We start from the raw sequence: 12536 nt of genomic DNA, 5'->3' as shown, positions 1-12536 counted from the left end.
CGAGCCACGCGTTCGCGGGGCGTCGTCCAGTCCCGGACGGCGCCCCGCCCTTCGCTCAGATCGGAGGATCCCGTGCTGCGTCGTGCCCGTCACCGTCGTGCCCGGCCTCTCACCGTCTCCCGCGCCACTCGCCGTGCCGACATCCGCGTGGTCACCATCTCAGTCGCTGACAACGACACCGCCTTCCTCGGCTATCGACCGCATGATCGTGTCCGCCACGTCGAGCGATTCGCCATCCACGCCTCCACCGACACAAACGTCGCGGTTGTTCTGCGACGTGTCTTGGCCGCGCTCAACGATCACCCCGACCGCGGCGATGAACATCTCGCCGCACGCTGGGACTTCTGCCAACGCCGATCACGGGTGTTCGGTGACGTCGTCGCCAACGACGGGCCGCCGTTACGCGACCCGATCGGATGGCACCACGTTGCGCCGCCACTGCACCTCCGCGGCTGCACGTCAGCGGTCCGCGCCCGGCCGACGTTCCCCGCGCCGCAGCGCGGGGACCGAGGCGAATCGCAGGCCCGGCAGTCCGGCGCACCCGGCAACAGCAGCCAGGCCACACCGCTGACGCACGCATCCTCCTTGATCCACCCACCACCACACCCCGCCTCGTCACCGCGCTCCGCCGCTCCCAACCAACTCACCACTCCTCCTCTCCGCATTGCCGCACCCTCCAAACCCCCCGTCCTCCCTCACTTTTCACAAGCACACATCTGGCATCTCGGATACCAGTTTCGTCACGACCAGCGAAAACAGCCCACCCGTTCCTGAGAATATCGCCGAACACCTTGAATTACAGACCATTTCAGGCGCTCCATTGAAGCATGGTCGCGACCATTCACAAGGTCGCCGCAGGAAACGGCTACCTCTACTATCTGCGCAATATCGCCGCCAACGACACGACTGCGCGTGGCCGGTCCTCGCTGGCCGACTACTACAGCGCTTACGGCGAAGCACCAGGACGCTGGCGAGGCTCCGGCCTGGCCGGTCTCGGCCTCACCGACGGTGACGAAGTCACCGAGCAGCAGATGGAAAACCTGTTCGGACAAGGCATTCACCCCAACGCCGACGCGATCGCCGACCACGTAATCGACACCCAGATCGCGCTCGGCGCCAACACCCACCAGGCCATCCGCGCCGCGGACAAGGCGATCAAACTCGGCGCGAAATTCGCCGAACACGCACCCTCCTCCGAATACCGCAACCTGTGCCGCGACGCCTACCGCGCCTACAACGTTGCCCGAAACAGGGACCCGACCGACGCTATTTCCGCGATGGAAAGAGCAGAAATCCGCACCGAAGTCGCCACCGGAATGTTCACGCTCGAGTACGGTCGTGCACCGTTGAACGCGCGCGAACTGTCGGGGTGGGTGGCGAAGAACTCGCGCCCGGCGCGGGTAGCTGTGGCCGGGTTCGACATCACTTTCAGCCCGGTGAAGTCGGTGTCGGTCGTGTGGGCGCTCGCCCCACCTGACATCGCAGCCCGGATCGAGGCCGCGCATCAGTGCGCGATCGGTGACGCGCTGCGCTGGCTGGAGGGGCAGGCGGTGTTCACGCGGATGGGTCGCAACGGTGTACGGCAGGTCGATGTCGACGGGATGGTGGCGGCCGCGTTCACTCATCGGGACTCCCGTGCCGGCGATCCGGACCTGCACGCGCACTATCTGATCGCGAACAAGGTCCGCGCCCCCGACGGCAAGTGGCGCACCCTGGACTCACGCAGCCTGTATGAAGCCCAGGTCACCGCGTCGGAAATCTATGACACCCGCATCGAGCACTACCTCGAAACCGCCCTCGGGATGCGGTTCGCCAACCGCGGTGACCGCAACGTCCACGACCTGGCGATCCGCGAGATCATCGGTGTCCCGGTCGAACTCATCGACGCCTGGTCCCAGCGCCGTGCCGCGATCAGCACCCGCCTCGACCAACTCACCCACGCCTTCCAGACCACGTTCGGCCGCGAGCCGGACCCCGCTGAAATGCACCAACTCGCCGAACAAGCCACCCTCGAAACCCGGCCGCACAAACACCTCCCCCGCTCCCACGGACACCAACGAGACCACTGGCGCCGCCAAGCCGCCACGGTCCTCGGAAGCCAAGACGCCGTCGACGACCTCCTCACCCAGGTCTTGACACCCCCGCAGACGAGCCGGCCCGCCCCGACCGAGGCCTTCATCACCACCACCGCGCAGCGCACACTCACCGCGCTGTCCGAGCGCCGACCGACCTGGCGCGAATTCAACCTACGCGCTGAAACCGAACGACAACTGCGCGGACTCGTCCCACCCGACGAGTGGCAGACGGTCTCCGAGCGAGTCTTCGCCGCTGCCATTGCCGCGCCGTCGGTGATCGCGCGCGGCGATCCAGACCTCACCCAAGAACCGGCCCTGCACGCGATCCCCCAGTATCTGCGCCGCCGCGACGGCACCTCGCTACACACCCGCGCGAACTCCCAGGTCTACACCACCACCGACACACTCGCCGTCGAAGCCGAACTCATCGCCCTCTCACTGACCACCGGCGCTCGCATCCTGCCCACCGACTTGGTCTCGGCCGCAGTGGCCGACTACAACACCGCTCATCCCGATCGGCGGTTGAATGCCGGCCAAGCCGCGGTCATCGACGCCTTCGCCACCTCCGGTATGCGCGTCCACACCTCGAACGCCCCCGCAGGCACCGGCAAGACCACCGCCATGAAAGTCCTCACCACCGCCTGGCAATCCAGCGGTGGAACAGTCCTCGGTCTGGCACCGACCGCCGCGGCCTCGGCTGTCCTGGGTGAGTCCATCGGTACCCGTGCCGAAACCGTCGACAAACTACTCGACGTCGTCGCCCGCCACACCCCCGGACCGAACAACCTCGCCCTGGCGCGGGAGTATCCGCCGTCGCTGCCGCAGTGGGTCCTCGACATCGACACCGAGACACTCGTGATCGTCGACGAGCACGTCAAACTCGGCAACACCAAACGACTGAAACTGCTGCAGTTCCTCACCAGCCGCGGCGCAACGATCCGATGCCTCGGCGACGACCGCCAGCTGCCCGCGATCGAAGCCGGCGGCGCCCACACCGACATGACTCACGCCACCCCCGAACAAGTCCTGACCCTGTCGCACGTGGTCCGCTTCGCCTCCACCGGCGAAGCCACCGCATCCATCGGCATACGCGACGGGGACCCCATGGCGTTGGCGTGGTACCTCGACAACGACCGCGTCCACGCCGGGCACACCGGCAGCATCCACGAAGACACCTACCAAGCCTGGGCCCGTGACATCGCCTCCGGCCACAACACCATCATGCTGGCCAGCAGCCACGACGTGGTCGGTCAGCTCAACGCCCGCGCACGCGTTGAACGACTCGCCAAGTCCGGCACCGAATCCGCCCCGAGCGCAGCCCTACGCGACGGACTACTCGCCTCGGTCGGCGACATCGTGCGCACCCGCCGCAACGATCCCCGCCTCCGGTTCGGCACCACAGACTGGGTGCGCAACGGCTACGCCTGGACCGTCACCACCGTCCACGACGCCGGTTCACTGACTGTCGAGCACCGATCACACGGCCGCGCAACCGGTGAACTCGTGCTACTGCCTGCCGACTACGTCCGCGCGCACGTGCATTTGGGGTATGCGGCGACGATCGACTCCGCACAGGGAATCACCGCCGACACCTGCCACGTCGCGCTCACCGGCAGCGAAACACGCCAGCAGTTCTACGTCGCGATGACCCGCGGCGTGCACGCCAACCACGCCTACGTGGTCACCGCGCTGGACGGCGAAGAGGGCGCCATCTACACCGAACCCGCGCACTATCCACGCACCGCCGTCGAGCATCTGACCCGGATCCTGGAACGCGACGGCGCACAGAAATCCGCGCACACCCAACTGCGCGATGCTCTCGACCCGCACCAGCGCATCGGTCCCGCCATCGACATCTACCTCGACACCCTCGGCCTGGCCGCCGAACACGCGCTCGGTGAACCACAACTCGCCACGCTGGATCAGCTCGCCGATGAACTCGTCGACAACCTCACCGACAGCCCCGCATACCCCGTCCTGCGCCAGCACCTGGCGCTGCTGGCACTCGCCGGCGCCGACCCCGCCGACGAGCTCCGCGCCGCCGTCGAAGAACGCGAGCTCGACTCTGCCCGTGATCGCGCCGCGGTCCTGGACTGGCGCCTGGACCCCACCGGCGCCCACTCCGCGGGCACCGGACCCCTGGCATGGACACCCGGTCTACCCGCCGGAACTGTCGCAGCCGACATCAGCGCACCGGTACTCGCCCGGGCACGCATCATCGCCTCCTTGGCTCGTCAGATCACTGACGCGACCGCGGCGTGGACGGCGACCACCGCACCCGTGTGGGCGCGGCCCTTGCTCCGCACCGACCCGGGCCTGTTGAGCGGAGTGGCGGTGTGGCGGGCCGGGCTCGCCATCCCCGACAGCGACCACCGGCCCACCGGACCACCACGCCATACCGCCGTCGAGAAGAACCACCAATGCGTGCTCGACGCGCGCATCGCCGCGGTCCTCGGCGACCCGAAACTGCCCCGGCACCGGTGGCAGGAAGTCTGCGACCGCATCGACTCCCGCGTCAGCGCTGACGTCTACTGGCCGGTGATCGCGGACAAGATCGACCTCGCCGCCCAGGCTGGACTCGACATCGAAATCCTGCTCACCACCGCCGCGGCCGAACGGGCCCTGCCCGATGAGATGCCCGCTGCGGCTCTGTGGGCGCGCCTGGAACTGGAGGCTTCCGCACTCGACACCACGCATGGGGATCGGCTACGCCCGCCCTGGCTCGCCGACCTCGATGACATCCTCGGCCCCGACCTCGCCGCCCAGGTCGCCGCCCAGGCGGGCTGGCCGCGCCTGGTCGCTGCCGTCGAACGCGCCACCGACTGGCACCCGCGGGATCTGCTGGCCACCGCCTACGAACTCCTGCAAGCCGCACAACCGGCAGATGCGCCCGCACTGCGCGCCGATCAACTCGCCGCCGCACTCAGCTGGCGCATCGACACCCTCGTCCACCACACCCCCACCGACGACCAGCCAGTCGCCACCGAACCATCTGCATTCGACCCTGAACAGACAATCCATATGGCGCCCCAACCTCCATCGGCAAAGCCGGAACCTACACCAGAACCCGGCCTGCACCGCGTCTCCGAACACACTGAGGCAGCGACTGCCCAGGACGAAGCCACAACCGATCCCGCTGTTCAGCACCTCGATCGGATCGCTGCCATGTTCGCGTCCGGACATGTCGATAGCGCCTTCACCGCGTTCCAGAACCTGCAAACCACCCTCACCGAGGCACAGCAAGCGGTGCTGAACGCGGTCGCCGACACCCTCTACCGCTACAGCTTCCCTGTCGCCAAGGCACGCCTGCAGTGGGCGGCACAACAATTCCCGCAACACCGTGACCTCATCCACGCCTGCACACCCACCACCGACCCCGGCGTGTATCAACGCTCCGAACACCAGACAACCACCCCCCGCCGCGCTGCCCGCGATCACCGCGAGTACCTCGACCCGACTCGCACCCGCCCCGAGTTCGACCCGGTCGAAGCCGCCGGACTCGACATCGCCGAGGCCTACGTCGCCGACAACCCAGACACAGCATCCGAGGAACCCGACGACCCAACGAGAGCGTCGACCGGGTTCCCGCTGGACTACGACCGGGCCGCCGCAGCACCCGTCGAAGGGCTGGCCTGCGTCGAATGCAACCTCGAACGCTCCCGCACCGACACCACACCGATCCCACCGCGCCGATCCGACGACGGACTGTGCCAACCCTGCCGCGACAACGGCCACACCGGGATCCCCGAACACCACCCGACCGAACACCTCGCGGCACGCTGCACTCACCTCACCGCCACCAAACCCCCACCAGCCGCGCTGGCGATACTGCGCCGCGACTGGCGCACCCTCGACACCACCGGCCGCGCGGCCATCGAAGCCTGGATCCGCGACCACCCACCCACCACACCACCGCTCGCACTGACTCCGATCCAGCAGCTCAGCGACGACGAGCTCGCCGACACGATCACCGAACTACGCCACCGACTCACCACCCTGGAAGAAGACTTCGACCTCTACGGACCCGCCCGGCGACGCTTCCCCGACCACCAACCACCTGACCCACTTCTCACCCGGCACCGGACCGAACTCGACACAGCCAGGCGCGAAGCACACGAGTCTGCACGGCGCCGCGACCTCGCCGCGCGCGAACTCCACCGGGTAGCCGCCGAGCTCGACGCCGCCCGAACCGAACTCGACCAAATCTCGACGCGGCGCCGCCGCGAACGCGCCCCTATCCAGTCCCGGATCAACAGCCTCACCATCGAGCTGCGCGCCGCCACCGTCTCCCACGATCAGGCCCGCACCGCTGCCCGGCAACAGCATCGAGCAATCACTGAACTCACCGATCAGCTCGCACAGACCGAAACCGCAGCAGCCGAACGAATAGTCCAACGCCGCAAAGAATTCGAAGCCGAGCAGACCCTCCAGCGCCGACACTCGGTGGACACGGTGCGCCGGAATCTGACCGCTAGCCTCACCGCCCATGAGGACGAGCAGCAGCACCGTCAGGATCTGCCCCCGACGCAGTGCCCCGCCGAGAATCACCCGCGCACACCCACCTTCCCACCAGAGCCGTCCTGTACCGTCGACGACACCCTCGACATCGACGACCGGCCGTCACCTCGACCCGACTTCGGACCCGAGCTCTAAACGCCGTCAGCCTGGTGCCGCCCGAATAGCAGCGCCCGTCGGTATTGCGGGGCCGCTGGCCGACTCGGGTGCCGGGGATCAGGTATGAGCTGTGTTGTGGTTTGCACCGAGCCTCGAGGAGTTCGAGCCTGCCCCGACGGAACCATTCGGGATGGCTGGGATCGATGTTCGACTGGGGGATGTCGCTTGACTGGGCCGCAGCGATCGAGCACCACCTTCCGGAGGGCGAGACCGGACTGGAGCCTTCTTCCGGCTCCTCGACGACTACCAAGCGGCAGCGGCGCGTCGCGAGCTGAGTGACAGTCATGTCGATGACCGAACGCCTGTAACGATATCGGCGTGGGCAGACTACCTCGACCCGTAGTACACCGATGATCAATAGATGGTGACCAACCACGATGAACAGGTCCGGCGTTGGCAGGTTGGCCCGAACCGAGATGTGATCACACCCAACCCCACTGACCTGATCGTCGAGGTATCTCTGCACCCTGGACAGCACAAAACCGTAACCCAGTTCGTGGTCGTCCTCGGCGGCTCGACGGGCGGGCGCCGATCACTTGATACATCATTTGCTGGTGAGTCAAGAGCCTGACCACCGACGCGCCACGGGTGTCACGCGATCTGCCCGACGGCGCGTTTACACCGGTGATCGCCAGACAAGTTCGCCTGTCGATCGCGGCCGAACTCGCGTGGGCCGATGCTCGGCCGGGCAACCTCGACCGACGATGTGGTACTCGCAGTCGACCCACAACCCGGTGGGGCCTCTTACTCGACACGGCGTGGAGGGCAACGGAGTCAATTGATGGACACCCACGTCGTGGTGTCCAGACCCGATCGTGCCCTTTCCTGCTTCCGCTGAGATCGGCTATAGTTCGGTGGTGCCCAGCACGGGGGCGCGGTTCGCTACTTGCAGGTATCCGGCTTGTCCTGCAACGAGTCTGAAGGACGCTCACCCTCCACACGTGCACAGATGAGTCGAAACTTGCGCAGGATGCATGTACCTGCCTCTGACTGCTGCGCCGGACAGCACGGAGGATGTGACGTGTCCGCGTTCGGAACAACGTTGCTTGTGGTCGGGGTACTCAACTGTGTCATCATTTTGGCAAGGACTGTCTCCGACATCGAGATCGTTCGAACGGCCAAGTTTCTGGCGAAAGACTGCGACGCGGAGCAACGGGCGAGGGTTAGCGCCCGCTTGATCGGCGCGCTGACAGCGGGTCGGCGACCAGCGAGCCCCTTCCGCCGCCCGGCTGCGGCGCAGGGAGAAGAGCGTGACTAAGTCGTCGAACAAAGCACAAGCAGCACGCCTGTGCTCCGCTGCAACCGGCGTCAGCTACGTGGAGTGTCAGAGGTGGTTCGAGCAAGGACTGATTACCCGGCGAAGGCCTGTTCCCGAGGCAAGTACACCAGATCAGCAGAGACTCGAAGCCATCGCGGCATGTGAACTGGCTGAGGCGTTGAGTGATGGCCAGCTGGATGGTGCGCTGCTGGGAATCCAGAAGGCCGGACTCACATCGCAGGGATTCCTACGACTCGAGCCACATCCCCTGATGGCGTATGCGGTTGTGCACATTCTGCTGCCGTACCACGACCACAACTTCGGTGGACTGCGAGGCGTTCCTGGGTTGCGCCCGCGGGGTCTCACGGACGGAACGCTCGTGCTCGCGGATTTCCGGTCTGCGGCTGGCTTGGTTCTGCGGGTGCCGTCGGGCTTCGACCTACGCCCTGCTTCCTCCGACCATGGCGACTATGACCCAATCTGGCAGGACTATCCCGACTCAGCTCATAAAAGCGAAGTCAACTACCTCAACAGCTGGTCGAGATTTTTCGATACTGCCGGAGCACAACGGCGTGACCGCGTTCTCAGCCGTGTACTGAGGAGACCCGCAGTATTGAGACGGATTGGCTCCACCCACGGCCTGGCACATACACGGTCACACTGGCCCAGAGACTTAGTCATCGGATGGTGTTGCGAGGCCTCCAAACCAGAGGTCAAGTTCCACCTGCGCAGAAGTGGATTCACGGACGATGTGAACGGTGTCCGCGTCGACGATCGCGAGAGCGAGTCAAGAATATGGTGGGGCGATACGGGACTCGACCTGAGGCACTTCTCGACCTGCGGCTACGACAGGGAATGGGCCAGCGGTATCGCTGCCGGCTACAGGGTCGACGAGGTTTTAGGCAGGTACCCGTCCCTCCATCGCGACACCCCGAACCTTCGAAAGCTCGGTCCCGCCCATCTCTACTTGCTAGTTCAGGCCTTGTTCACCGTGATGGGACGGGGCTCGGTCGCCCTAAGCCCGGCCGATAGCAGCGTCGACTTCATTCTGACTAGCAAATCACCGCAGCGCAAAACCTGTGCTATAAGCGTGAAGCATGCAACTCGTGCACTAGACGCGGAGGCGGTTCGTTCGTTCGCCGGCGTGATAACGCAGAGGAGATTCGATGAGGGATTCCTTGTGACAACCGGCCCCTTCACAGCGTCTGCCCGCGAATTCGCCGGCCGACACGAGCGAATTCAGCTGATGGACGGCGCTGGCTTGGTGCGGGCACTGGAGGAGCACCTGGGAATCCGCCTTGACACTGTAGGGCTCTTCCCGGAGCCGCTTCGACGCTGACCACGACAGAGTCGACTGCCGACCTCGAAGAGTACCTCCTGACCTGCAGAAAGAGTCACTCGGTGAACAGCTCTGCCGGAGAACGACATCCGGAAGCAGAACAGTTGGCAGGTGACCAGCTCCCCACGCAGTCAGGCCGCGATGTCACCGAGGTCGACCCCGCTTCCTCTTTAGGCCGGTGAGTTTCCGGAACTAGCACGTTGACCGGACCGCAGCCATGTTCATGGTCCGTTCATGCACTCGACGTACCGATTGACCGGGCTGCGGCAGCTCTGGCCACGGTCCGCGACGCTGACGGCGCGCGGGGTGGCGGTGTCGGCTCCGTACCTGTCCCAGCTGCGTACCGGCCAGCGCACCATCCTTCCCCGCGGGTCGTGGCCGGGCTGGCGGAGTTCTTTCAAGGTGGGTGCGCCAGGCAGTAGGCCAGGAACTGCGCGGATCCGGTGAGCCCGTCGAGCCCGCTGTCGGCCACAGGCACCGGCACCGGGTCAGCGTCCTCGAGCGGGATACGTACCGGCTCGCCCAGCGCAGGGCCGGCGGTGAGAGCGAGCACGGCGAACACGCCGACCGCCGCCAGGGCGGTCCTGTTCCATCGTTTCATCGGGATCCCATCGAGAGAGGTCGTTTCGATCCGCCCGAGGCTAAGCCCCTCCGTATTCCGGTGAAAGCCACCGGTTTCCCTGCCCCGAGAACTGGTGTCCCCCACAGCGTCAACCGTGCTCGCCACACCGAGGACAACAGCGCCGGGGCCAGCCCGCGCGACGAGGGCAGCGAGGGCAGGGCGTGGGAACCATCGTCCTTCCGGTGCGCACCAGGATCTGAGGTCCGCCGCATCCACCAGAGGTTGCGGCTTGTCGCCGGTGGCCTCACGGCCAACCGCGGGTGGCTATCGGCGCTTGTCGCTCGCGGACGGTCCCGTGCTGGGCGATCGGGTGAAACGGGAGCCCAACGCCCCTGAAATTATGGGCAGGCAAAGCCTCTCGCGGCTCGCGGCCCGGTGCAATCCTGAGGACATGAATGTTCGCAAGTATGGTGGTGTCGTGGTTGTCTTGGCCGCGGGTGTGGCTCTGGCTGCGGCTCCTTCGGCCCAGACACTAGCCATGTCGACAGGTAGTAGCCAGGTCAACATAGGGTGCATACTCGACAGCCTGTCGGCGAACCCGAAGGGTGCGGACTGCTACCCGGCCCAGATTCCTACCCCTACCGGTGCAAGAGCCATCGGGTTCGGGCCCGGCCAGCTGCCGACTGGTTCGTTCGGCGGGATCCAGAACACCTGACCCTGAACGCTGCTCGGACTCGGCGTAGCCGCGCTCGGGAGGTCGCGCCGACGTTCGCGCCCGGCGGCGGGGACCGGCGGCATGGTTCGCCCTGCACTCGGGGTCGCCGAGGGTGAGACGACCTGGTCAGCGGCCGACGTCGAGCAGTACGCCACCGCCGGTCAGCACAACCGCGGCACGGATCGGGAACACCGCGTCGTCGTCCCATCCGCTGCCGCGGCCTGCCGCTCAGAAGAAGTCTTTCCACACCGCATGCGCGCCGACGAGCAGGGCCGCGCTGCCCATGACCACCCCGGCCACTCCCGGGACAGTGAGCGACTCCCGTAGGTAGAACGCTGCTTCAAGAAACAACAGGATAGCCATGATGAAGGGGACGGCATGGATCGCGTGATCCCAGTCCTTCCAGAGCTTCATCAGTATTGGGCCGGCCAGTATCAGCACCGCGATCACGAGCAGCGCGATTCCGAGCACACGCGAGGTACCGAACGCCAGTGCACCGACAAGGCCGCACAGCAGAGCCGAAACGAGATACACGCCAATCCCCCTTTGTCTTTCAGGCACGGTCTGGTTCGGACCGGACCGTCGGTGGCACTGTTCTCCTTCTACCCACGCCTGCGCGGAGCCTGCAGCGATGGACGGGTCAGATCGACACGAACCTGGCGCGTCGAGCCGCGCAGTCGCGCAAGCCTCCGTCCCGGTCCTCTCCCGGGCACTCAGGATGCGTTCGCAAGCCGAGGTCAGCAGCGCCGCCACACCTACACTCAATCCAGAGTGCCACGCGCGGTCTCGCGCTGGATCACTTCATCGGCGGCACGGCCTGCAGTACATCGCCGTCAGCGGCACCACCGACGATGACGCTGGAATCGCCTCCGGCATCCAGCGCGCCGCCGACCAGCTCGGCGGTGCGACCGGCGTCGCGATCTACGTCGGAACCGGATTCGCCCCCCGCCCTGCCCACCCGCGACCCGGTCCTCGTCACCGCCGCGCCGGCGATCGCGGGACTGATCCCGGGCGCGGAGATCATCAGCCGCTCCCCGAGCGCCGCCGATCCCCACAACTAGAACGCGCGGCACGACGCGTGCCCCTGCCGCCATCGTCAGCCTTCGGCAGGGGCAACGCGGGTCACCGCGGGTTCGACGAGCTGATTCATACAGAACCCACGAGTTCATCGCCCAGAGCCAGGCCTACGAAGCGAGGACTCGGCGAAGAAAGGCATCACCTCGGTGCGGTCGAACCCGCCAGCGCCACAGTGTGGACCTCACCGCGGCGAAGTAGGGCTCCGGCGACAGGACTCGGCGTCGCGATCAGAGACGTGTGGGAGCTGAACGGCATAGACCGTCGCTCCTTTGCATCACTGGCGCCTTCCATCTCGATGATCACTCGATCCGCAGTGATGTCGACGATAGTCACCGTGTTGTAGGCATCGGTGAGTCCGCCCTGCACGGTGGCCCCCTCGGGGGCGCGCACAGTACTGGTCACCCACCCGAATAGCGCCCTGATCTCTACCACGGTGGTATCGCCCTCCACCGCGACCAGACGCACCGGCTTGCCGTACGCCGTCGCCGATGGATCTTGCACCCCCCGGTCGAAGACCACCGTAGAGACCATCGGAAGACCGGTGTCACACGAGGCCTCACCACCTGGCCCGTTCTCCGTGGGGTTGGCATTCCACATACCGAATAGCGCGCCACACGGGAAACAACACACCATCACCGCGAGCAACACATACGGACCCACATCGCGGACGAACTCTCGCACCCACCCCATGCACTGGATCGTCTCACAGGCTCGATCCGAAGACGCCGATACCGCTGCCGCTCTACCTGTTTTCGCATTTGGTCGGGCATGTAGGTGTAGTGATGGTGTATCGCGGTGGTGTCCCGCTGCTGACTGCGATGATGGGCTCGTGACTG

General features: G+C 66.1%; 8 protein-coding genes. 3 read left to right on the top strand and 5 right to left on the bottom strand.

The window, feature by feature from the left end:
- Nucleotides 1-159: 159 nt before the first annotated feature.
- The gene (locus ON36_RS35315; RefSeq protein ID WP_157225150.1) at nucleotides 160-324 is read right to left on the bottom strand and encodes a hypothetical protein; all 165 of its coding nucleotides are present in this window, start codon (nucleotides 322-324) and stop codon (nucleotides 160-162) included.
- A 503-nt stretch (nucleotides 325-827) separates the two neighbouring features.
- On the opposite strand from ON36_RS35315, the gene mobF reads away from it, so the two are divergent.
- The 3 genes from mobF to ON36_RS34070 all read left to right on the top strand — a co-directional run bounded on the left by mobF (nucleotide 828) and on the right by ON36_RS34070 (nucleotide 9346).
- Nucleotides 828-6728, top strand: a complete 5901-nt coding sequence (mobF, locus tag ON36_RS32175; RefSeq protein WP_052314623.1) for a MobF family relaxase — start codon at nucleotides 828-830, stop codon at nucleotides 6726-6728.
- 382 nt (nucleotides 6729-7110) lie between these two features.
- The gene (locus ON36_RS35310; protein WP_157225149.1) at nucleotides 7111-7320 is read left to right on the top strand and encodes a hypothetical protein; all 210 of its coding nucleotides are present in this window, start codon (nucleotides 7111-7113) and stop codon (nucleotides 7318-7320) included.
- Between the two features lie 679 nt (nucleotides 7321-7999).
- Nucleotides 8000-9346, top strand: a complete 1347-nt coding sequence (locus tag ON36_RS34070; RefSeq protein WP_157225148.1) for a restriction endonuclease — start codon at nucleotides 8000-8002, stop codon at nucleotides 9344-9346.
- A gap of 397 nt (nucleotides 9347-9743) precedes the next feature.
- Here ON36_RS34070 and ON36_RS32165 read toward each other — a convergent pair whose 3' ends face one another.
- The 4 genes from ON36_RS32165 to ON36_RS32150 form a co-directional block, all read right to left on the bottom strand.
- Nucleotides 9744-9947, bottom strand: a complete 204-nt coding sequence (locus tag ON36_RS32165) for a hypothetical protein (RefSeq protein WP_043661776.1) — start codon at nucleotides 9945-9947, stop codon at nucleotides 9744-9746.
- Nucleotides 9948-10851: 904 nt separating this feature from the next.
- On the bottom strand, nucleotides 10852-11157 hold the full coding sequence (locus tag ON36_RS32160) for a hypothetical protein (protein WP_157225147.1): 306 nt from the start codon (nucleotides 11155-11157) through the stop codon (nucleotides 10852-10854).
- Between the two features lie 262 nt (nucleotides 11158-11419).
- On the bottom strand, nucleotides 11420-11647 hold the full coding sequence (locus tag ON36_RS35305; protein ID WP_043661772.1) for a hypothetical protein: 228 nt from the start codon (nucleotides 11645-11647) through the stop codon (nucleotides 11420-11422).
- Between the two features lie 191 nt (nucleotides 11648-11838).
- Entirely contained in the window at nucleotides 11839-12390 is a 552-nt protein-coding gene (locus ON36_RS32150; RefSeq protein ID WP_157225146.1) for a hypothetical protein, read from the bottom strand.
- Between the last annotated feature and the right edge of the window lie 146 nt (nucleotides 12391-12536).

Source organism: Nocardia thailandica NBRC 100428, from assembly GCF_000308795.1.
Taxonomy (GTDB): Bacteria; Actinomycetota; Actinomycetes; order Mycobacteriales; family Mycobacteriaceae; genus Nocardia; species Nocardia thailandica.
Note: the sequence above shows the minus strand (reverse complement) of the source record. Positions and strands in the feature narration are given on the sequence as shown.

Coding starts and splice junctions, on each gene's coding strand:
- mobF (WP_052314623.1), top strand. CDS start 828: ATGGTCGCGACCATTCACAAGGTCGCCGCAGGAAACGGCTACCTCTAC.
- ON36_RS32165 (WP_043661776.1), bottom strand. CDS start 9,947: ATGAAACGATGGAACAGGACCGCCCTGGCGGCGGTCGGCGTGTTCGCC.
- ON36_RS32150 (WP_157225146.1), bottom strand. CDS start 12,390: ATGGGGTGGGTGCGAGAGTTCGTCCGCGATGTGGGTCCGTATGTGTTG.
- ON36_RS35310 (WP_157225149.1), top strand. CDS start 7,111: ATGGTGACCAACCACGATGAACAGGTCCGGCGTTGGCAGGTTGGCCCG.
- ON36_RS35305 (WP_043661772.1), bottom strand. CDS start 11,647: ATGATCTCCGCGCCCGGGATCAGTCCCGCGATCGCCGGCGCGGCGGTG.
- ON36_RS35315 (WP_157225150.1), bottom strand. CDS start 324: ATGTTCATCGCCGCGGTCGGGGTGATCGTTGAGCGCGGCCAAGACACG.